Origin of the sequence: Bradyrhizobium sp. STM 3843 (genome assembly GCF_000239815.1) — a bacterium.
Classification (GTDB): Bacteria; Pseudomonadota; Alphaproteobacteria; order Rhizobiales; family Xanthobacteraceae; genus Bradyrhizobium.
In genome coordinates, this window is the sequence record NZ_CAFK01000331.1 from 1 (window position 1) to 18,583 (window position 18,583).

The 18,583-nt window shown below is 64.2% G+C and carries 23 protein-coding genes; 13 read left to right on the top strand and 10 right to left on the bottom strand.

What is annotated here, in order from left to right:
• The 4 genes from BRAS3843_RS36200 to BRAS3843_RS36215 all read left to right on the top strand — a co-directional run.
• The coding region (locus BRAS3843_RS36200; RefSeq protein WP_035984011.1) for a flagellin at nt 1–779 on the top strand (779 nt) is incomplete at its 5' end.
• A 230-nt stretch (nt 780–1,009) separates the two neighbouring features.
• Entirely contained in the window at nt 1,010–2,542 is a 1,533-nt protein-coding gene (locus BRAS3843_RS36205; protein ID WP_008974247.1) for a flagellin, read from the top strand.
• Between the two features lie 360 nt (nt 2,543–2,902).
• Entirely contained in the window at nt 2,903–3,268 is a 366-nt protein-coding gene (flaF, locus tag BRAS3843_RS36210) for a flagellar biosynthesis regulator FlaF (RefSeq protein ID WP_008974249.1), read from the top strand.
• A gap of 33 nt (nt 3,269–3,301) precedes the next feature.
• Nucleotides 3,302–3,670, top strand: coding sequence for a hypothetical protein (locus BRAS3843_RS36215; RefSeq protein WP_008974250.1), 369 nt, complete (start codon nt 3,302–3,304; stop codon nt 3,668–3,670).
• 85 nt (nt 3,671–3,755) lie between these two features.
• Here the strand turns inward: BRAS3843_RS36215 and BRAS3843_RS36220 are convergent, their stop codons facing one another.
• The 4 genes from BRAS3843_RS36220 to BRAS3843_RS36235 all read right to left on the bottom strand — a co-directional run bounded on the left by BRAS3843_RS36220 (nt 3,756) and on the right by BRAS3843_RS36235 (nt 6,396).
• A complete protein-coding gene (locus tag BRAS3843_RS36220) occupies nt 3,756–4,130 on the bottom strand; it encodes a hypothetical protein (protein ID WP_035984014.1) in 375 nt (124 codons plus the stop codon).
• Nucleotides 4,131–4,350: 220 nt separating this feature from the next.
• Nucleotides 4,351–4,836 (bottom strand): hypothetical protein, encoded by a 486-nt coding sequence (locus tag BRAS3843_RS36225; RefSeq protein ID WP_008974252.1) that lies wholly within the window; start codon nt 4,834–4,836, stop codon nt 4,351–4,353.
• A 58-nt stretch (nt 4,837–4,894) separates the two neighbouring features.
• Nucleotides 4,895–5,275 carry a flagellar assembly peptidoglycan hydrolase FlgJ gene (gene flgJ, locus BRAS3843_RS36230; protein ID WP_035984016.1) on the bottom strand — a complete coding sequence of 127 codons (381 nt, stop codon included), beginning with the start codon at nt 5,273–5,275 and terminating at the stop codon, nt 4,895–4,897.
• Nucleotides 5,272–6,396 carry a flagellar basal body P-ring protein FlgI gene (locus BRAS3843_RS36235; protein ID WP_008974254.1) on the bottom strand — a complete coding sequence of 375 codons (1,125 nt, stop codon included), beginning with the start codon at nt 6,394–6,396 and terminating at the stop codon, nt 5,272–5,274. The genes flgJ and BRAS3843_RS36235 overlap by 4 nt, the downstream gene beginning before the upstream one ends.
• Before the next feature lie 272 nt (nt 6,397–6,668).
• Between BRAS3843_RS36235 and BRAS3843_RS36240 the strand changes: the two genes are divergently transcribed.
• Nucleotides 6,669–7,082, top strand: coding sequence for a flagellar assembly protein FliX (locus BRAS3843_RS36240; protein WP_008974255.1), 414 nt, complete (start codon nt 6,669–6,671; stop codon nt 7,080–7,082).
• Between the two features lie 12 nt (nt 7,083–7,094).
• Here BRAS3843_RS36240 and BRAS3843_RS36245 read toward each other — a convergent pair whose 3' ends face one another.
• Nucleotides 7,095–7,469, bottom strand: coding sequence for a helix-turn-helix domain-containing protein (locus BRAS3843_RS36245; protein ID WP_008974256.1), 375 nt, complete (start codon nt 7,467–7,469; stop codon nt 7,095–7,097).
• Between the two features lie 114 nt (nt 7,470–7,583).
• Between BRAS3843_RS36245 and BRAS3843_RS36250 the strand changes: the two genes are divergently transcribed.
• The gene (locus tag BRAS3843_RS36250; protein WP_008974257.1) at nt 7,584–8,195 is read left to right on the top strand and encodes an NAD(P)-dependent oxidoreductase; all 612 of its coding nucleotides are present in this window, start codon (nt 7,584–7,586) and stop codon (nt 8,193–8,195) included.
• A gap of 231 nt (nt 8,196–8,426) precedes the next feature.
• The gene (gene dksA / locus BRAS3843_RS36255) at nt 8,427–8,792 is read left to right on the top strand and encodes an RNA polymerase-binding protein DksA (protein ID WP_172114412.1); all 366 of its coding nucleotides are present in this window, start codon (nt 8,427–8,429) and stop codon (nt 8,790–8,792) included.
• Between the two features lie 66 nt (nt 8,793–8,858).
• Here the strand turns inward: dksA and BRAS3843_RS36260 are convergent, their stop codons facing one another.
• Nucleotides 8,859–9,251 carry a helix-turn-helix domain-containing protein gene (locus tag BRAS3843_RS36260; RefSeq protein ID WP_008974259.1) on the bottom strand — a complete coding sequence of 131 codons (393 nt, stop codon included), beginning with the start codon at nt 9,249–9,251 and terminating at the stop codon, nt 8,859–8,861.
• 82 nt (nt 9,252–9,333) lie between these two features.
• On the opposite strand from BRAS3843_RS36260, the gene BRAS3843_RS36265 reads away from it, so the two are divergent.
• The gene (locus tag BRAS3843_RS36265) at nt 9,334–10,362 is read left to right on the top strand and encodes an aldehyde reductase (protein ID WP_008974260.1); all 1,029 of its coding nucleotides are present in this window, start codon (nt 9,334–9,336) and stop codon (nt 10,360–10,362) included.
• Nucleotides 10,363–10,531: 169 nt separating this feature from the next.
• Nucleotides 10,532–11,323: a fumarylacetoacetate hydrolase family protein gene (locus BRAS3843_RS36270; RefSeq protein ID WP_008974261.1), complete on the top strand. Its 792-nt coding sequence runs from the start codon at nt 10,532–10,534 to the stop codon at nt 11,321–11,323.
• A gap of 382 nt (nt 11,324–11,705) precedes the next feature.
• Here BRAS3843_RS36270 and flgH read toward each other — a convergent pair whose 3' ends face one another.
• Genes flgH through flgF form a run of 4 tightly spaced genes read right to left on the bottom strand, consistent with a single transcriptional unit; the run spans nt 11,706 to nt 15,150 of the window.
• Nucleotides 11,706–12,482, bottom strand: coding sequence for a flagellar basal body L-ring protein FlgH (gene flgH, locus BRAS3843_RS36275; RefSeq protein WP_008974262.1), 777 nt, complete (start codon nt 12,480–12,482; stop codon nt 11,706–11,708).
• A gap of 5 nt (nt 12,483–12,487) precedes the next feature.
• Nucleotides 12,488–13,555: a flagellar basal body P-ring formation chaperone FlgA gene (gene flgA, locus BRAS3843_RS36280; protein ID WP_008974263.1), complete on the bottom strand. Its 1,068-nt coding sequence runs from the start codon at nt 13,553–13,555 to the stop codon at nt 12,488–12,490.
• A 17-nt stretch (nt 13,556–13,572) separates the two neighbouring features.
• Nucleotides 13,573–14,361: a flagellar basal-body rod protein FlgG gene (gene flgG / locus BRAS3843_RS36285; RefSeq protein ID WP_008974264.1), complete on the bottom strand. Its 789-nt coding sequence runs from the start codon at nt 14,359–14,361 to the stop codon at nt 13,573–13,575.
• Nucleotides 14,362–14,385: 24 nt separating this feature from the next.
• Nucleotides 14,386–15,150, bottom strand: a complete 765-nt coding sequence (flgF, locus tag BRAS3843_RS36290; RefSeq protein WP_008974265.1) for a flagellar basal-body rod protein FlgF — start codon at nt 15,148–15,150, stop codon at nt 14,386–14,388.
• Nucleotides 15,151–15,532: 382 nt separating this feature from the next.
• Here flgF and fliL point away from each other — a divergent pair, with 382 nt between their 5' ends.
• The 4 genes from fliL to BRAS3843_RS36310 are packed head-to-tail and all read left to right on the top strand — an operon-like array spanning nt 15,533 to nt 18,503.
• A complete protein-coding gene (gene fliL, locus BRAS3843_RS36295; protein ID WP_008974266.1) occupies nt 15,533–16,024 on the top strand; it encodes a flagellar basal body-associated protein FliL in 492 nt (163 codons plus the stop codon).
• A gap of 18 nt (nt 16,025–16,042) precedes the next feature.
• Nucleotides 16,043–17,248: a flagellar motor switch protein FliM gene (gene fliM, locus BRAS3843_RS36300; RefSeq protein WP_008974267.1), complete on the top strand. Its 1,206-nt coding sequence runs from the start codon at nt 16,043–16,045 to the stop codon at nt 17,246–17,248.
• The gene (locus BRAS3843_RS36305) at nt 17,245–17,733 is read left to right on the top strand and encodes a DUF6468 domain-containing protein (RefSeq protein WP_008974268.1); all 489 of its coding nucleotides are present in this window, start codon (nt 17,245–17,247) and stop codon (nt 17,731–17,733) included. Before fliM ends, BRAS3843_RS36305 begins: the two co-directional genes overlap by 4 nt.
• Nucleotides 17,730–18,503, top strand: a complete 774-nt coding sequence (locus BRAS3843_RS36310; protein ID WP_008974269.1) for a hypothetical protein — start codon at nt 17,730–17,732, stop codon at nt 18,501–18,503. Before BRAS3843_RS36305 ends, BRAS3843_RS36310 begins: the two co-directional genes overlap by 4 nt.
• The last annotated feature ends 80 nt before the right edge of the window (nt 18,504–18,583 follow it).

The window sequence follows — 18,583 nt, forward strand, 5'->3', positions numbered from 1 at the left end:
TTTCCGGCCAGACACTGACGATCGCCGCTACCGGCGGCGGTACTGCGACCACGCTCACCTTCGGTATCGGGACGGGCAAGGTCAACTCGTTGAATGATCTGAACACGGCCCTCGCAGCCAACAACCTGCAGGCCTCGGTCGACTCCGCGACCGGCAAGATCTCGATCACGACGACCAACGACGCGGCGTCTTCGACGATCGGAGCGGTCAGTGGCGGCACGACCTTCACCGGTCTGACCGTGAGCGCTCCTGTTGCCGATCCGACCTCGCAGTCCAACCGCGCCAGCCTGGTTGCGCAGTACAATAACGTGCTGGCGCAGATCACCACGACCGCGGCTGACGCCTCGTTCAACGGTGTCAACCTGTTGAACGGCGACACGCTGAAGCTCACCTTCAACGAGACCGGCAAGTCCTCGCTGTCGATCACGGGTGTGACCTTCAACAGCACTGGCCTCGGTTTGACCAACCTGACCTCGGGCACCGACTTCCTCGACAACTCGTCGGCGAACAAGGTGCTCACGGTCCTCAACAGCGCCAGCTCGACGCTGCGCTCCGAGGCCTCGACGCTGGGTTCGAACCTGTCAGTCGTGCAGATCCGTCAGGACTTCAACAAGAACCTGATCAACGTGCTGCAGACCGGCTCGTCGAACCTGACGCTCGCCGACACCAACGAGGAAGCGGCCAACAGCCAGGCGCTGTCGACCCGCCAGTCGATCGCTGTGTCCGCGCTCTCGCTCGCCAACCAGTCGCAGGCGAGCGTGCTGCAGCTGCTGCGCTGATCACTGGCCAAGCACACGACATGGCGAAACGGCGGGGGAAACCCCGCCGTTTTTGCGTTCAGGCCTTTTTTGCGTTCGGCCTTAGGCGCGCGGCGCTCGCGAAATGGCCCGCTGCGAAGGGGTAGGGCGGTAACAATTCGTTAAGCAAAATTTTTAAACGGCGATTAACCATGTTTTAAACGGCAGCGGTCTAAAACCGCCTGGTGAATAACTAGGAAGGTTTCACACCAATGTCCGGTATCGTCCTCTCGGCTTCAGCTCGCCAAAACCTGCTCGCGCTGCAAAACACGGCGCAGCTGCTGGCCACCACTCAAAACAACCTGGCCACCGGCAACAAGGTTAACACGGCGCTCGACAACCCAACGGAATTTTTCACCGCGCAAGGCCTCAACAACCGCGCCAGCGACATCGCGAACCTGCTCGATGGTATCGGCAACGGCGTGCAGGTGCTGCAGGCGGCCAATACCGGCATCACCTCGCTGCAGAAGCTGGTCGACAGCGCCAAGTCGATCGCCAACCAGGTGCTGCAGACCGCGGTCGGTTACGCCACGAAGTCAACCGTGACCACGTCGGCGCTCACGGGTGCGACTGCAACCAGCCTGCTCGGTGCGTCCACCACCGCCGTCACCGGCTCCGCCCTCCTGAACGACAACACCACGGCGGTCGCGATCACCGCCACGACCAAGCTGTCGGGCACTGCGGGCAGCGCCTCGGACGACCTGGCGACCGGATTCAGCGCCGGCGATACGCTGACCGTGAACGGCACCACGTTCACCTTCGTGGCCGGCACCACCTCGACCGGCACGTCGATCGGCATCGGTGACACCGTCGGCCATCTGCTCTCAGCGATTCAGACGGCCACGGGGATCGCCGGCTCCGTCAGCGGCGGTGCCATCACTCTGACGCCACCGCCGACCGGTCTCACACTGTCTGGCTCGACCGGCGCGTTGGCCAAGCTCGGGCTCAGCACAGTCGGTGACGGTCTGGCCGGCCAGACACTGAGCATCACGTCCACAGGCGGAGGTACCGCGACCGCGATCACCTTCGGGATAGGGACGGGCAAGGTCAACTCGTTGAACGACCTGAACGCGGCGCTCGCAGCCAACAACCTGCAGGCCTCGGTCGATACGACAGGCAAGATTTCCATCACCACGATCAATGATGCCGCGTCCTCCACGATCGGCACGATCAGCGGCACCGCGACGGCGTTCAGCGGGTTGACAGGCTCCACGCCGGTGATCGACACCAACTCGCAGGCGATCCGCTCCAACCTGGTCACGCAGTACAACAACGTTCTGTCGCAGATCAACACGACAGCGCTCGATGCCTCCTTCAACGGCATCAACCTGTTGAACGGCGATACCTTGAAGCTGGTGTTCGACGAAACCGGCAAGTCGACGCTTTCTATCACCGGTGTGACCTTCAACATCAGCGGCCTCGGACTGTCGCAGCTGGCTTCGGGCACCGACTTCCTCGACTCCAGCTCCGCCAACAAGGTCTTGACCTCACTGCAGGGGGCATCGAGCACCTTGCGTTCGGAAGCGTCCGCGCTCGGCTCGAACCTCTCGATCGTGCAGGTCCGTCAGGACTTCAACAAGAACCTGATCAACGTGCTGCAGACCGGCTCGTCGAACCTGACCCTCGCCGACACCAACGAAGAGGCGGCCAACAGCCAGGCGCTGTCGACGCGCCAATCGATCGCGGTGTCCGCGCTCGCACTGGCCAACCAGTCGCAGGCAAGCGTGCTGCAGCTGCTGCGCTAAGCGGTCGGCACATCGTCCACATGACGAAGCGGCGGGTGCAGGCCCGCCGCTTCTCTTTTTGGCCCGATCCATGTCGGACGCGCCCGCGCGGCGCTGCTTCGTGTTGTTCCCTGCACCTTGTTGCGCGCGATCGATGCGTGGTGTTGCGGTCGTTCCGCTATTAGTTGTCGAAATTTTTCGACATATCGATCGGGAATTTTCGCTTCACGTTAAGCCGCGTGGCGGGCATGCCGCTTTTCGAACACAAGTCAGGCGCTTCGGACAAATATGGTAACAGCCGCTAACCATATTTTAAAGGCACCCAAAGTACAAAACCTGTGCAGTTTGGTCGTGTCTTTAGCGTCAGTCTCGGAGTAGTTGATGTCACATGCCGCACAAGCCTATGCACGCACGTCGCACACGACGGCCTCACCACGGGAGATCGAGGCGCAGGCCCTGTTGAAAGCGGCGAGGCAATTGCAGGAAGTGCAGGCCAATTGGAACGGCCCTGATCGCAACATGTACAAGGCGCTGCTGTTCAATCGACGGCTCTGGACGATTTTCATGAGTGCGATGGAGATGGCCGACAATCCGAATCCGCTCGAGATCCGTCAGAACATCGCCAATATCGGCGTGTTCGTGCTCAAGCAGACCATCGAGATGCAGATGGCTCCGGATCCCGCGAAGTTGAAATCGCTGATCGACATCAACTGCAACATCGCGGCCGGCCTTTCGGGGCGTGGCTGAGGCGCTCCGGGTCGGAGGAACGAGGGTCTCGTTATGGCTGACGTGATGAGCATCCTGGCGGGGGCCTACAAGTCCGACGTCCTGAGCACCGCGCGCAGCAACAGCAAATACGTTGCGGTCGACCCGACGCTCTACCAGGGCACCTGGAGCGGCAAATACGCCAACAACAAATCCTTCACGGTCACAGTGTCGGACGTGAGCGGGTTCCGTGCCAAGGTGCGCTATCAGAGCGACGGAACGTCGAAGTATCAGGACGTCCTGATCAAGGACAGCTCTTTCAGAGTCGGCGACACCAAGTTCACCTTGACCGGCAACGGCAAGGCGATGATCAAGAACGTGGTGACGGATCCTGCCTCGGGACAGACCTATCTCGACACCGCATATGCAACGCAGAGCAGCTGAGTGAAGGCCTCGGACGCTTGCGTCGAGGCCGGGGAATGTGAGGGGACGCGCTAACGCGTCCGCAGCTTTGCCGGACGGTGGCCGCTCATGCGATCCGATCGGTCGGCGGCACGCGCGGTGTCTCTTCCTTCTGCAAATCCAGCGTGTGGAAGTATGCGCGCCGGCGCAGCACGGCCTCATCCGGATATTGGTCGACCACCTCGTCGGTGTGGCGGTTGACCACCTGGAACACCATCGCCGCCGCAGCGCGGTCGTAATACGCCTGATGCGACATGAAGATCTCGCTTTCGACCTGCGACGGCACGTCGTTGCGAATGGCGGTGCCTGGATCGCCCGCGGTCACGCTCTGGCCGGGCGGCAGATCGGTCTGGACAGCGTCGCTCACCGCCGGGCTCGACGGCGGAACGACCGGCGCAACCGCAGGGGCGCCTATTGGCCTGACGCTGAAATCGGAACTCATGGCAGCCTCCTCGTGCCAGTCGAGTCAATCAAATCCCAACCTGTCCCGAGCGCAACTATGTCGGCTTTGTTTCAACGTTATGTTACGAAATAGAATGAACCAGGCGTTGCAACCACGCCTGGTATTTTAAGATAAATTGTTCATTAACGTCCGGCCACCGCTCGCGGCGAGGCGCCGCGGGCGGCTTGTAGATCTGTCGCGTGCGGCGCTGCGGTGATTGTCAGAGCGTGCGGCTGACCGCGAGAGGCGTCATCTGGCGCGGGCTCGGCGTGGCACGCCGGCCGTTCGCGGTATAGGTGCTCGGGACATTGCGGCGCTGGACCTCGGCATTGACGCCGCGCACGATCTTCTCCGAGATCGAATGCGCGGTGGCGAGCACGGTCAGATTGACCTTCAGCATGGCGCGGAACACGTCATGGTGGCGGTGCAGGGTGGTCAACAGTTCCGGGGCCTGCGCCTGCATGAAGGTCTGGCTGGCTTTGAGGCGGCCGACGCCGGCGACGTAATGACGCGACAGCTCGGTCTTCCTGGTGCCGAAGGCCATGGCCTCGCGCAACTTGCCGGCGCGGACCAGTTCGGTTTCCTGCTCGATGACCGCAAGCAGCTCGCTCATCGCGGTCACGAGGAAGTCGGCGAGCTCGCGCGCCTCGGTGGCGTTGGTTGCTGCCTGATAGGTGGTCTGCTTCGCCTTCGCCTGTGCCGTCATCTTGCTACTCCTCCCGGTGCGCGGGCAAGCGCGCCCGCCCGTCACTCAACTGAACTGATCAAGCCGCGCCTTGGCTGGTGACTTTCGCCTGCTGCAGGATCAGCGTGCGGAACACCTCGTCCGAGATGCCGACGCCGCCGGCCTTGGCGAAATTCTTGGAATATTGCTCGGTCAGCATCGACCGCCACACGCCGGTGCCGGGCGTATCGCCGAACGGGCCTTCGCCTTTGACGCCGTTCGTCATCTCCGAGAACATCGAGTTCAAAAACATGGCCTCGAAATCGGTCGCCGTTGACCTGGCCTTGGCCTGCGCCTTCGGCGAGACCTTGGTCAGCGCCTCCGCCAGATCGAGATCGGTGCGCGGCGCGGTCGAGCCGCCCGGGCTCGGCAGGCTGAGCGGAACGCGGCCGCTATAGGTGTCGACATAGAGCGACATCACATCACCTCGATGTCGGCTTCGATCGCGCCGGCGGCCTTGATCGCCTGCAGGATGCTGATCAGGTCGCGCGGGCCGATGCCGAGTCCGTTGAGGCCGTCGACCAGCTGCTGCAACGAGACGCCATCCTTGACCACTGCGAATTTCTTGCCGTCCTCGGTGACGCCGACGCTGGTGCGCGGCGTGACCACGGTGCGGCCGCGCGACAGCGGATTGGGCTGGCTCACCTGCGGGCTCTCGGAAATGGTGACCGTCAGGTTGCCCTGCGCGACCGCCACGGTGGCGACGCGCACGTCGCGGCCCATCACGATGATGCCGGAGCGCTCGTCGATGACGATCTTCGCGACCAGGTCGGGATCGACCTGCAGCTGCTCGATCTCGGTCAGGAACGCCACCACATTGCCCTTGAATTCAGGCGGGATCGTCAGCTGCACGGTCGAGGGATCGATCGGCTCGGCGGACTTGACGCCGAGAAAGTCGTTCACGGCAGCCGCAATCCGCTTGGCGGTGGTGAAATCGGCGTTGCGCAGCGCCAGTCGCACATTCGGCAGCCGGTTCAGCGCGAATTCGATCTCGCGCTCGATGATGGCGCCATTGGCGATGCGGCCGACGGTGGGCACGCCGCGCACAATCTTGGCGGCTTCGCCTTCGGCCTGAAAGCCGGAAATGGCGAGCGAGCCCTGCGCGACCGCGTAGACATTGCCGTCGGCGCCCAAGAGAGGGGTGACGAGCAGGGTGCCGCCCTGCAGGTTCTTGGCGTCGCCGAGCGCGGACACCGTGACGTCCATCCGGGTGCCTTGGGTGGCAAAGGGCGGCAGGTTGCCGGTCACCATCACGGCGGCGACATTGCCGGTGCGGATGGTGGCGCCGCGGATGTTGACGCCCATGCGCTCCAGCATCGCCTGCAGCGACTGCTTGGTGAACGGGATGTTGTTCAGCGTATCGCCGGTGCCGTTGAGGCCGACCACGAGGCCATAGCCGATCAGCTGGTTCTGGCGCACGCCTTCGATATTGGCGAGATCCTTGATCCGCGAGGTCGCGGATGCGGACATGGCCGATGATGCCAGCGCAAGCAATGCCGCGCAGGCGACCTGAAACAGGCGCGTCGAACGGATGCGTCGCATCCTATGCTCCCCTCGAACTCTCAAAATCTCAAGCGATCGCTGTGGCCACTCCCATGACCCCATGATCGGCGTTAACTATGCGAGCGGCGTGCCACGCCGATGCTCGCGCGTAACTAATTGAAATGACGGGACATCAACCGGCGATGCCGCTCTGATCACGCGCGTGCTGCGCGATCGAAACTGCCGCCCCGGCAGAATTTGCCGAGCCGTTTACGCGTCGTTAACCATGGGCCGGCCAAGCTCGCGCCGCATACGAGCCGCGGGAAAGAGCCATGCGCATCATCGGACCGAACGGCACCACGCTGACCACCTCGACCAGTTCGACACGAAAGACGTCGTCCGGCGGCTTCATGCTGCCCGACGCCGGAACGACGCAGGAGACGCGCGCGACGCTGGCGCCGAAGCAGACCGCCAATATCGACGCGCTGCTGGCGCTGCAGGGAATCGAAGAGGAACCGGCGGAGCGCCGCAAGCGCTCGGTCCAGCGAGGCAGGCGCGCGCTCGACGTGCTCGATGAACTCAAGCTGTCGCTGCTCTCCGGCAGGCTCGATGCCGGCATGGCCAACCGGCTGCGCGACGCCGCCGCCGCCTTGAAGCAGTCGTCCGGCGATCCCGGGCTCGACGCCGTGCTGTCGGAGATCGAGCTGCGCGTCGAGGTCGAGCTTGCCAAAGCGGGGCAGGGCTGAGCGCGCCGCCGCTCATGCCGCGTTGGCTCGGTTCTGCGCGTCGTAGCGGCGCTGCGCCGCGAGAACATCCTTGAGGTGGGTCTCCGCCCAGTGGCGCAAGGGATCGACGGCGGCAGCCAGGGTCAGTCCAAGCTGGGTGATGGAATATTCCACCGTGACCGGCACGGTGGCGATGGCACGGCGCCTGACCAGCCCGTCGCGCTCCAGGCTCTTGAGCACCTGCGACAGCATCTTCTGCGAAATGCCCTCAATGGCGCGGCGCAACTGATTGAAGCGCAACGGCTCGTCGCGCAGCAGCAACAGGATCAGCACGGCCCATTTGTCGCCGACGCGATCGAGGATCTTCCGGGTCGGGCAATCGGCGGCATAGGCGTTGGCGACCTTCATGGGTTACTCCGGCGTGACCAGGTGATGTTAAAGTGCGCTCTTAACACCAGCATCCAATCCGCTATCTAGTTCCCGTTGGTTACTATCCCCCACGCATACCAGACAGGAGCTCTCATGAAAATTGCCGTCGCCGGTGCATCCGGACGGGCCGGCTCGTGCATCACCGCCGAGCTCGCCAATCGTGGCCATCACGTCACCGGGATCGCGCGGAACCCGGAGAAGATCGCCAAGCTGCCCAACGTGACCGCGGTCAAGGGTGACGCCAACGCCCGCGCCGAACTTGCCGGATTGTGGGCCGGCCACGACGTGGCGATCAGCTCGATCCACTTCCTCCAGAGCGATGTCGAGACCCTGATCGGCGCAGCCAAGGATTCCGGCGTGTCCAGATACCTTGTCGTGGGCGGCGCGGGTTCGCTCGAGGTCGCGCCCGGCGTGCGCCTGGTCACAACCCCGTCTTTTCCGCCCCAATACAAGGCGGAAGCGGAGAAGGGGGCGGCTTTTCTCGACCGTTTGCGGCAGGAGAGGGACCTGAACTGGACCTTCCTGTCGCCCTCGGCGCTGTTTGTTCCCGGCGAGCGGACCGGAAAGTTCCGGCTCGGAAGGGATCAGCTGCTGGTCGATTCGAGCGGCAAGAGCTGGATCTCGTTTGAGGACTTTGCGGTCGCTTTGGCCGACGAAATCGAGCGGCCGGCCCACCTGCGGCAGCGCTTTACGGTCGGCTATTAGCGGTGTCCAAGGGCGCCCCGCACGGGCCCGATAGATTTGCCTGTGCAAGGGTTTGGGGGCGGGGCGCCATTGCCCATTGGCATGTTGTCTGGCACCGGGCGTCGCTATATAAGGCGGCCCCGAACGGGCGTATTCCGTCCGCCGGTGCCGCGACGACCGGCGCCAGCACGTACAGATGGGCTGACCTTGGAAAAGTTGAAGAACTACAAACCTTCCGAAAAAGAGCCTTTCATGAACGAACGCCAGCGTGAATATTTTCGCGCCAAGCTGCTGGCATGGAAGGAAGAGATCCTCCGCGAATCGAAGCTCACCCTGCAGGCCTTGCAGGAGGAGAACGTGAACCATCCCGACCTGGCCGACCGCGCGTCGTCGGAGACCGATCGCGCGATCGAGCTGCGGGCCCGGGACCGCCAGCGCAAGCTGATCTCCAAGATCGACGCGGCGCTCCAGCGCATCGAGGACAACACCTACGGCTATTGCGAGGAGACCGGTGAGCCGATCTCGCTGAAAAGGCTCGAGGCGCGTCCGATCGCGACGCTCTCGGTCGAGGCGCAGGAACGTCACGAGAAGCGTGAGAAAGTCTACCGCGACGAATAATTGTCGCGGTCCTGTCGGCATTGGCGAGCGCGGCCGCGTGCCGCGTTCGTTGGCATTGCAATGGCGTCAGGCCGGTCGTCGATATTGCTCGGACCAGGCGAGCATGGCGCGAAAGGTCGGCAGCAGCCCGTAGGCCGCAGCCGTCAGCTGGTACTCCACCCGTAGCGGCACCTCGGTGAACGCCGTGCGCAGCACGAGCCCATCCTGCTCGAGCTCGCGCAGCTGCGCCGTCAGCATGTGCTGGGTGATTCCGCCGATCGCGCGGCGCAGCCCGCCGAACCGTATTGGCCCGTCCATCAAGCAAAACAGGATCTCCAGCTTCCACTTGCCGGAGATCGTCCGAATCGCGTGCTGGAACGTCGCGAGCAGGGCGGGATCGGGCGTGCAAGCCATGCACTCTGCATCGGATGTCGGCTGAGCTACCGTAGTCTGGTTTTCCATACTGGTCATGAAATCCATCCGTCTTGTCTCGTCTGAGATAAGCGCTCACATCCCGGTGCCATAGGAGCCAGGCATGATGCCGGGAGCGAGGAGAGACGCGATGAGCGAGGTTTTGGTCACGGGCGGCTCGGGCTTCATCGGGGCGCATTGCATTTTGCAATTGCTGGCAGCCGGACATCGGGTCCGCACCACCGTGCGGAGCCTGGCGCGGCGGGATGAGGTGCTGGCGATGTTGCGGCAGGGCGGCGCGGTCTCGACCGCCGAGCTCAGCTTCCACGCCGCTGACCTGACCGCGGATGCAGGGTGGGCCGAGGCCGTGAAAGGCTGCGACTACGTCCTGCACGTCGCCTCGCCGCTGCCGTCCCACGTGCCCAAAGACGAGAACGAGCTGGTCGTGCCGGCGAGGGAAGGGACGCTGCGGGTGCTGCGCGCCGCCCGTGATGCCGGGGTCAAGAGGCTGGTCCTGACCTCCTCCTTTGCCGCCATCGGTTACGGCCATCCCTCCCGCGAGACGCCGTTCGACGAGAACGACTGGACCAATGTCGAGAGCGATGACGCGCAACCCTACGTCAAGTCCAAGGCGCTGGCGGAGCGGGCGGCCTGGGATTTCATCGCGCGCGAGGGCGGCGGTCTGGAACTTGCCACCGTCAATCCGGTGGCAGTGCTAGGTCCGGCGCTCGGCCCCGATGTCTCCGCCTCGATCACGCTGGTGCAGGCGCTGCTGGATGGCCGGACGCCGGCGGCGCCGCGGATCTATTTCGGGCTGGTCGATGTGCGCGATGTCGCCGACCTCCATCTGCGGGCGATGGAAAATCCCGCGGCCAAGGGGGAGCGGTTCCTGGCAGTGGCGGGCGAGCCGATGTCGATGGTCGAGATCGCGCGGGTGTTGCGCCAGCATCTCGGGCAGGCCGGCCGCCGGGTTCCGCGGCTGGAGATGCCGGACTGGGTGGCACGTGCGCTGGCGCTGGTGGTCCCGCAGATGCGCGGCATGCTGCCGATGCTCGGCCGCCGACGGCGCGCCAGCGGCGACAAGGCGCGCCGCCTGCTCGGCTGGACCCCGCGGCCAAACGAGGAGATCATCGTCGCCACTGCCGAGAGCCTGCTGAAGCTCGGGCTGGTGAAACCGTGATGCGGGTGAAGCGCCGTCGTCTGAACAGCGCCGCGGGCGCTCCAAATGCGATACGGAGGAGCCCGCAACGCAGGATGAGACGCGACAACAAAAGTCGTTTATAAACAAGCTGTTCACCATAAATTCTGAAAGACCGCTTTGGGCGGCTGACAGCGGGAGTTGAACGACCATGGGAGCAGACGAGGTCTTGGCCGCCGCGCAACTGATCGTGCGCGCCCGCCAGGAGAGGACTCCATTGGCGGCGCTGCCGCCTCACCTTCAGCCGCAGGATGAGGCGGCGGGTTATGAGATCCAGCATGAGGTCCACTGGCTGCTCGCCGAGCATGCCGGCGATTTCGCCGGCTACAAGATCGGCTGCACCAGCAAGGTGATGCAGGATTATCTTCGCATTCCGCATCCCTGCGCCGGCGGGGTGTTCGCGCGCGGCGTTCATCAATCGGGCGCAGCGCTGCGCGCGGCCGACTTCGTCCGGGTCGGCGTCGAATGCGAGATCGCGGTGCGGCTCGCGCAAGACCTGCTGCCACTGGATGCGCCATTCACCATCGAGCGCGTCGCTGACGCAATCGGCGACTGCCATCCGGCGATCGAGATCGTCGACGACCGCTATGTGCAATGGGAGACATTGGGCGCACCGACCTTGGTCGCCGATGATTTCTTTGCCGCCGGTTGCGTGCTCGGCCCGGCGGTCGGGCGCGATGCGGTGGCGGACCTCGCCGCGATACAGGGCCGCGCCTTGATCAACGACGTCTTGGCCGGGCAAGGCACCGGCGCCGATGTGCTGGGACATCCCCTGCACGCGCTGGCCTGGCTCGCCAATCATCTCGCCTCGCGCGGCGACGGGCTCGAGGCCGGGCAGCTGGTGCTGACCGGCAGCCTGGTCAAGACAATCTGGCTCGAGCCGGGCGACCGGGTGCGGATGGAGCTGGACGGGTTGGGGACCGTGGAGGCACGGTTCGAGTGAGGGGGCGAGGGGTACGGTGAACTTCGTGCGCTCGCCGTTATGCCCGGGCCCGACCCAGGCACTGCAGTTCGCGCTCAGGCGGTAGCCGACGTCGATTCGTTTGCAAGACTCCCCGCAAAACGAACACGGCCCTCGCCAGGGGAGCTAGCGAGGGCCGTGTATACCATCACTCGTCTGCGCCTAGGTTCGCAGGCGAGCGATGTGGGAGCTCGTTAATGTGGGGAGGGCGCGTCGCGGCCGTCGTCCTTTGTTGAGAACTGACGTCGCGCTCGGGGGCGTCCCCACCCTGACCCTCCCCCGCAAGCGGGGGAAGCGACATTGCTGTCCTGCCTCCCTGGCGGAAGGAGGCCGTTAGTTGCGTTTCCGGGGCCTCAAGCCCTCGCTAGAATGGTAGCAATATATCCATCACCTGCTGCCCGTATCTTGGCTGCTGGATGTCGGTGATCTGGCCGCGGCCGCCATAGGAGATGCGGGCCTGCGCGATCTTGGTGGAGTCGATGGTGTTGTCGCTCTGGATGTCCTCAGGCCGCACGATGCCGGCCACGATCAGCTCGCGGATCTCGTAGTTCACCCGGATCTCCTGCTTGCCCTCGACCACGAGATTGCCGTTCGGCAGCACCTGCGTGACCACGGCGGCGACGCTGGTCGTCAAGGATTCCGAGCGCTGGATCGAGCCCTTGCCATCGGAGGTCGAGGAGGAGTCCTCGGTGAGGAGGCGGCCGGGCAGGATCTTGTTCGCCTGCGAGATCGTCTTCGAGCCGATGAAATCGGTGATCCCCGAATCTTCCTTGCCGGTGCGGCTGCGCTGGGTTTCGTTGGCGAAATTGGCCTGGTCGGTGATGTTGACCGTCACCGTGAGCAGGTCGCCGACCTGGTGCGCGCGCTGGTCCTTGAAGAAGGCGCGAGAGCCGTTGCGCCACAGCGAGTTCGGCGCATAGGACACTGCCTCGGGCTTCGGCATCGGCATCTGCACCGGCTTGTAGCCGGGCTGGGCGGTCGGATTCTCGATCTCCGTCAGCTTCGGCTTCTCGCCGATCTGCGACAGCCGATCGATCGAGGAGCAGCCGCTTGCCACCGACAGCACGAGCAGGGAGCTCGACACCAGCGCGATGCGTCGCAAGCCGCTGTAGGATGGAGCATCAGACGTGTACTTCGACATGAAACTTACTCGGCTTTCGGTGTGGCGGAGGAGGGCAGTCGGTCGGGGATGGAAACGGAGGCGGTGACGTCGGCCTCGGCGGTCTGCGCCGGTTTCGGCACGGCGATGTCGACCGAGACCTGGCCGCGACCGCTGACGCGGCCGGTGACGGTGCGCTTGGACTGCAGGTTGAGCACGCTGACGACGTCGCCCTCGCTGCCATTGTCCAGCGCCTTGCCGCGGGTGGTGAGATAGATCCCGGCGGTCTGGTAGATGATCGTGATGGTCTGCTCGCGCTGCACCAGGTCGGGCTTCGCGAGATCGGTGGCCTTCAGCGCCTGGCCGGCGCGCACCGGACGGCGCATCTGCATGCCGAGGGCGAACTCGCGCGACGCGGCTTCCGCACCGCCGAGCTCGGCGCGCGGGCGGCGTTCGATCACGAGATCACCGGAGCGGAGCAGCTCGTTGCGGTCGATGTTGCGGGTGAGCACCGGCACCTCGACCGTCTCGATCGCCTGTCCCGTATAGCGCAGCCGCACCGGGGCAATGCCGTTGCCGCCGGTTATCTCGAAGCTGACATCGAAGCGGCCGGTGCGCGGATCGAAGCGGGAGCCCGTCGGAGCCAGCGTGCCGTTCATGGCGGCATCGAATTTCAAATCCTGCACCGCCTGGTCGAAGCTGACGCTGATATTGGCGGCGTCGCCAAGGCCGGAGCGATGTTCCAGCGCCTGCGCCACCGCGAGCTCGATGTCGTGGCTGGAGAGGCTGCGCGCGAGCCGCGTCACCGCCACTTCCTTGATGTTGCGGGTGTCGACCCCGATCACCTGGTGGGCACGCAGCACCGCGATCACCTGCGCGGTCGGCAGCACGCCGGTGGTACCGAGATCGGGCGCGCGGTAGACCGCGACCTGCGCCGCGGCGCCGGCATTGTCGATGAGGTCGCCGACGCGCACGATGTCGCCGCTGACGTTGACGGTGGCGCGCAGCACCGGGGCTGCGATCTGGTCGTCTGCGCCGCCGGCGAAAGCGGGAAGCGCGGTCGAGACCAGCAGGGCTGCGGCGAACAGCAGCGGACGCGCGGTGCGGATCGTCATGGCAGGCTCCTATTGCCTTAGCGGAACAGCGCGGTGGTGGACTGCATCATCTGGTCGGCGGCGGAGATGACCTTGGCGTTCATCTCATAGGCGCGCTGGGCGGCGATCAGGTCGCTCATCTCGCTGACCACGTCGACATTGGCCTGCTCCAGGCTTCCCTGCGTAATGCCGCCATAACCTTCCTGGTTGGCGATGCCGTCTTGCGGCTGGCCGGAGGAGGGCGTGTCGGTGAACTGGTTGTTGCCGACCGGCTGCAGGCCCGCTTTGTTGATGAAGCGGGTGAGCTGGATCTGGCCGATGATCTGCGAGGTGGTCGAGCCCGGCAGCGTCACCGAGACCTGGCCCTGCGCGCTCACGGTGATGCCGGAGGCGTTCTGCGGGATGGTGATGGTCGGCTGCACCGGGTTGCCCTGCGCGGTGACGATGCGGCCCTGATTGTCCATCTGGAACGTTCCGTCCCGGGTGTACTGAAAGGTGCCATCCGGCATCAGGATCTTGAAGAAGCCTTCGCCGCTGACGGCGAGGTCGAGATCGTTGCCGGTCTGCGACAACGTGCCTTGGGTCATCGACCGTGGCGTGCCCACCGTCTTCACGCCGCCGCCGAGATCGATGCCGATCGGCAGGATCGTGCCCTGGTCGGACGACTGTGCGCCGACGCGGCGGACGTGCTCGTAGATCAGGTCCTGGAACGCCGCGGTCTGCTTCTTGAAGCCCGTGGTGCGCAGGTTGGCGATGTTGTTGGAGATCACCTGAACGTTCAGTTCCTGTGCCGCCATTCCGGTCGCAGCGGTGTGAAGCGCCTGCATGTTAGGTTTCCTTCAGTTCTGGGATCAGGCCGGAACGTCGGCGAGTTTCTCGATTGCGTTCTTGCGCAGGTCGCTCTCGTTCTGCAGCATGCTGGCGATCTGCTGGTAGGCGCGCATCACTTCGACCATGTGGCTCATCTCGCCGACCGCGTTCACGTTCGACTTCTCGACGTAGCCCTGCTGGACGGTCGATTTCGCATCCTGCTGCGGGACCGCGCCGTTGGCGGCGGAGTAGAGGTTGCTGCCTTCCTTTTGCGTGGCTTGCGGGTCGGCGAAGCTGACAACGCGCAGCTTGCCGCGGATCGAGTCGGTGTGGTTGTTACCCTCGACCACGGTGACGGTGCCGTCGGGCGAGATGTTGATGTCGTGGTCGGTCGGCTGGAACACGATCGGGCCGCCGGTGCCGAGCACGGCGTCGCCGTTGGCGGTGACGAGCTGGCCGATATTGTTCATGTGCATGGCGCCGTCGCGGGTGTAGCGCTCGCCGTTCGCGGTCTGCACCGTGAGGAAGCCCGCGCCCACGACCGCAACGTCGAATGCATTGCCGGTGCGCTCCAGGGGGCCTTGGGTGAAGTCGCGATAGGTGCCGCGGTCCTGCACATAGGACACCCGGCGGTCGGCGCCGCGGAAATTGTCTTCATGCGCGCCCGAGGTGAGATATTCCTCGAACAGCTGCTGATCGGCCTTGAAACCGTTGCTGTTGACGTTGGCGACGTTGTTGGCAACGACATCGAGTTGTCGTTCCAGCACCATCTGCCGCGACAATCCGACGAGAAGCGCATTCTCCATCGGTCAAGCTCCCCTTTTAGCGAATCCCGAAAGCGGCGCCTCTCCCAAGGCGATCGTTAACGGGTGATCTCGAACCCGTGTCAGCTCTCCCAAGCCTTGCGGGTTCGCGTCAAAGAGAGCGAAGACCGTGCCAAGTCTGAAATTTATTAAAAATCAATTGGTTGGCGTTTTGAGGCTGGGCAAAACGCCCGGCAATAACCGCTCATCAACCATGTTTGCCCGGCAACTTTTTCCCACTGCCGACGCAAAAGAAAGGTTCCATTAACCATTACTACCGTAGCGTTCAGTCACGACAAGCGCAGGTGCGCTGGGAGCGTGTTGGTTTCGCGTCATCGAGCTTTCTGGCGGCATCGGATCGATTTCCCGAAGGGACCCGAAAGCCATGGCTGAGAACGAAGGCGCTGTAGGCGAAGCCGAAGGCGCAGCCGCTCCCAAAAGCAAGTTCAAGCTGATCATCATTGTGGTCGCCGGGCTCGCGGTTCTCGCCATGGGCGCGGCCGGCTATTTCTTCTTCTTCGGCCACAAGAGCGAGGAGCAGCACGCGGAAGCGGCGCCGCCGCCGAAGCCGCCGGCCTTCGTCGAGGTGCCCGACCTGCTGGTCAACCTGGTCGGCAGTCCAGGCGACCGCGTCCAGTATCTCAAGGTCAAGGTCGTGCTCGAGGTGAAGGAGGAGAAGCAGGTCGAGGCGATCAAGCCGACGCTGCCGCGCGTCAGCGACATCTTCCAGACCTATCTTCGCGAGCTCAGGCCCAGCGACCTCAACGGCTCGGCCGGCCTGTTCCGGCTCAAGGAAGAGCTCACCAAGCGAGTCAACGTCGCGCTGGCGCCCAACCAGGTCAACGCGGTGTTGTTCAAGGAAATCGTGGTCCAGTAAGCGACGGAAGTTAAGATCATGGCGGGCAACGATCCAGTCGATCAAGATGCGATAGCCGCGCAATGGGAAGCCTCGCTCGATTCGGAGGATCCCACCGAGGCCGCCGAAGCGGCTGCAGCCAATGAATTGACGGAATCCATGGCCCTGCAATGGGCCAAGATGGTCGAAGACGGCAGCCGCGACTTCGGCACCACCAAGAATGGCGGCGGCGAGCGGGTGCTGTCGCAGGAGGAGATCGACAACCTGCTCGGCTTCACCGCCGGCGAGGTCAGTCTCGACGACCATTCCGGCATCCGCGCCATCATCGATTCGGCGATGGTGTCCTACGAGCGTCTGCCGATGCTCGAAATCGTCTTCGACCGCCTGGTGCGGCTGATGACGACGTCGCTGCGCAACTTTACCTCCGACAACGTCGAGGTCACGCTCGACCGCATCACATCGGTGCGGTTTGGCGACTACATGAACTCGATCCCGCTGCCGGCGGTGCTCTCGGTTTTCAAGGCCGAGGAGTGGGAGAATTTCGGCCTCGCCACCGTCGACTCCACCCTGATCTATTCGATCATCGACGTGCTGTTGGGCGGTCGGCGCGGCACCAGCCAGATGCGCGTCGAGGGGCGACCCTACACCACGATTGAGACCAATCTGGTGAAGCGGCTGATCGAGGTGGTGCTGGCGGACGCCGAACAGGCGTTCCGGCCGCTGTCTCCGGTCACCTTCACCATCGACCGCCTCGAGACCAATCCGCGTTTTGCCGCGATCAGCCGCCCGGCCAATGCGGCGATCCTGGTGAAGCTGCGCATCGACATGGAAGATCGCGGCGGTAACGTCGAGCTGCTGCTGCCCTATGCGACCATCGAGCCGATCCGCCCGGTGCTGTTGCAGATGTTCATGGGCGAGAAGTTCGGCCGCGATCCGATCTGGGAGGGCCATTTCGCCACCGAGATCTCGCAGGCCGAGATCGCCGTCGACGCCGTGCTCTACGAGGCCGACGTGCCGCTGAAGCAATTGATGCAGCTGAAGGTCGGCGACACCCTGCCGCTCGACATGCGCCCGGACGCGCTGGTCGCGATCCGGTGCGGCAGCACCACCTTGACCGAAGGACGGATGGGACGGGTCGGCGACCGCGTCGCCATCCGTGTCACCAAGAATTTGCGCAAGCCGCATACTACGCTTGCGATGTTCGAAGGCTCGGAAGGCCAGAATAAGATGATGGAGGCACAATGAACCACTCCCTCGGATTGATCATCGAAAGCCTGGTCGCGGTTCTCCTGGTTCTGACCATCGCTTACTGCATGTTGTTGAATGCGCGGCTGAAGCGCTTGAAAGCCGACGAGCATTCGTTAAAGGCTGTGATCGCGGAGCTGATCACCGCGACCGAAATCGCCGAGCGTGCGATCGGTGGTCTCAAGCTTGCGGTGCGCGACGTGAATGAAAATCTCGGCAACCAGCTCACATCCGCCACGCAGATGTCGGACCAGTTGAGGCGACAGCTCGCGGAGAGCGACGCGATCGTGCGGCGGCTGTCGCGCATCGCCAATGCCGCGCGTCCCACCTCGGCTGAAGCCGAGTCGGCGCCCGTTGCCGCTCCCCAGCCTGCGCCAGCAGCTCCTGCGATGGCCGAGCCCGCGAGGGTCTCCGGTGCCCGCGCCGTGGCCGCCGCGGCGCAGGCCTTCTCTGAACGTCGAAGGTCCGGTGGCCTGGCCGCATGAAAGCGTTCCGTAATATCCGCGTCATTCCCGTTGCCTTGATCGCCGTCGCAAGCCTTGCGGTGCTGAAGGTCGCCGGCCTCGTGATCGACGGCGGCTATGTGTTCGACTACGACCCGCAGTCGACCAAACGGTCATGGGCGCAGGAGAATCTGAATTTCCCGGGCCGTGACGAGACCGATATCACCGGCGCGACGCACGGTGCGCCGAAGGAAGCCAAGGCCGAGGAGCCGCCGAAGCCGGCCGCGCCGGACACCAAGCCGGAGGGCGTGGTGCTGCATCCGGAGGAGAACCCGCAGAGCGTATCGCCTGCGGAGAAGGCGATCCTGGAGCGGCTGCAGTCGCGTCGTCAGGAGCTCGACGCACGGGCGCGCGAGATCGACATTCGCGAAAGCCTGTTGCGCGCGGCCGAGCAGCGCATCCAGGCCAAGACCGAGGAGATGAAGGCGATCGAGCAGCGGATCTCGGCGGTCACCAGCCAGAAGAACGAGGCCGACAGCGCGCGCTTCAAGAGCATCGTGACGATGTATGAAGGCATGAAGCCGAAGGACGCGGCCAAGGTGTTCGACCGGCTCGAAATGTCGGTCCTGATCGAGATCGCATCGCAGATCGCGCCGCGCAAGATGTCGGACATCATGGGGCTGATGATGCCGGAGGCCGCCGAGCGGCTGACGGTCGAGCTGGCGCGGCGCGCCGGCGCCGACAAATCGTCCGAGGCCAGCGCCGAGCTGCCGAAGATCGAAGGCAAGATGCTGCCGGCGAAGAGCAATTGAAGCTGATGCTTAACGGGCCCTTAAACGCCGATCGCTAGTGTCGAAATGGCGGGATGGGTGCCTGTCCGTCGCGTTTGCGG

What these genes read in the sequence shown, in the direction of transcription:
- BRAS3843_RS36205 (WP_008974247.1), top strand. Translation starts at nt 1,010, where the DNA reads ATGTCCGGTATCGTCCTCTCGGCTTCAGCTCGCCAAAACCTGCTCGCG.
- flaF (WP_008974249.1), top strand. Translation starts at nt 2,903, where the DNA reads ATGTCACATGCCGCACAAGCCTATGCACGCACGTCGCACACGACGGCC.
- BRAS3843_RS36215 (WP_008974250.1), top strand. Translation starts at nt 3,302, where the DNA reads ATGGCTGACGTGATGAGCATCCTGGCGGGGGCCTACAAGTCCGACGTC.
- BRAS3843_RS36220 (WP_035984014.1), bottom strand. Translation starts at nt 4,130, where the DNA reads ATGAGTTCCGATTTCAGCGTCAGGCCAATAGGCGCCCCTGCGGTTGCG.
- BRAS3843_RS36225 (WP_008974252.1), bottom strand. Translation starts at nt 4,836, where the DNA reads ATGACGGCACAGGCGAAGGCGAAGCAGACCACCTATCAGGCAGCAACC.
- BRAS3843_RS36235 (WP_008974254.1), bottom strand. Translation starts at nt 6,396, where the DNA reads ATGCGACGCATCCGTTCGACGCGCCTGTTTCAGGTCGCCTGCGCGGCA.
- BRAS3843_RS36240 (WP_008974255.1), top strand. Translation starts at nt 6,669, where the DNA reads ATGCGCATCATCGGACCGAACGGCACCACGCTGACCACCTCGACCAGT.
- BRAS3843_RS36245 (WP_008974256.1), bottom strand. Translation starts at nt 7,469, where the DNA reads ATGAAGGTCGCCAACGCCTATGCCGCCGATTGCCCGACCCGGAAGATC.
- BRAS3843_RS36250 (WP_008974257.1), top strand. Translation starts at nt 7,584, where the DNA reads ATGAAAATTGCCGTCGCCGGTGCATCCGGACGGGCCGGCTCGTGCATC.
- dksA (WP_172114412.1), top strand. Translation starts at nt 8,427, where the DNA reads ATGAACGAACGCCAGCGTGAATATTTTCGCGCCAAGCTGCTGGCATGG.
- BRAS3843_RS36260 (WP_008974259.1), bottom strand. Translation starts at nt 9,251, where the DNA reads ATGGATTTCATGACCAGTATGGAAAACCAGACTACGGTAGCTCAGCCG.
- BRAS3843_RS36265 (WP_008974260.1), top strand. Translation starts at nt 9,334, where the DNA reads ATGAGCGAGGTTTTGGTCACGGGCGGCTCGGGCTTCATCGGGGCGCAT.
- BRAS3843_RS36270 (WP_008974261.1), top strand. Translation starts at nt 10,532, where the DNA reads ATGGGAGCAGACGAGGTCTTGGCCGCCGCGCAACTGATCGTGCGCGCC.
- flgH (WP_008974262.1), bottom strand. Translation starts at nt 12,482, where the DNA reads ATGTCGAAGTACACGTCTGATGCTCCATCCTACAGCGGCTTGCGACGC.
- flgA (WP_008974263.1), bottom strand. Translation starts at nt 13,555, where the DNA reads ATGACGATCCGCACCGCGCGTCCGCTGCTGTTCGCCGCAGCCCTGCTG.
- flgG (WP_008974264.1), bottom strand. Translation starts at nt 14,361, where the DNA reads ATGCAGGCGCTTCACACCGCTGCGACCGGAATGGCGGCACAGGAACTG.
- flgF (WP_008974265.1), bottom strand. Translation starts at nt 15,150, where the DNA reads ATGGAGAATGCGCTTCTCGTCGGATTGTCGCGGCAGATGGTGCTGGAA.
- fliL (WP_008974266.1), top strand. Translation starts at nt 15,533, where the DNA reads ATGGCTGAGAACGAAGGCGCTGTAGGCGAAGCCGAAGGCGCAGCCGCT.
- fliM (WP_008974267.1), top strand. Translation starts at nt 16,043, where the DNA reads ATGGCGGGCAACGATCCAGTCGATCAAGATGCGATAGCCGCGCAATGG.
- BRAS3843_RS36305 (WP_008974268.1), top strand. Translation starts at nt 17,245, where the DNA reads ATGAACCACTCCCTCGGATTGATCATCGAAAGCCTGGTCGCGGTTCTC.
- BRAS3843_RS36310 (WP_008974269.1), top strand. Translation starts at nt 17,730, where the DNA reads ATGAAAGCGTTCCGTAATATCCGCGTCATTCCCGTTGCCTTGATCGCC.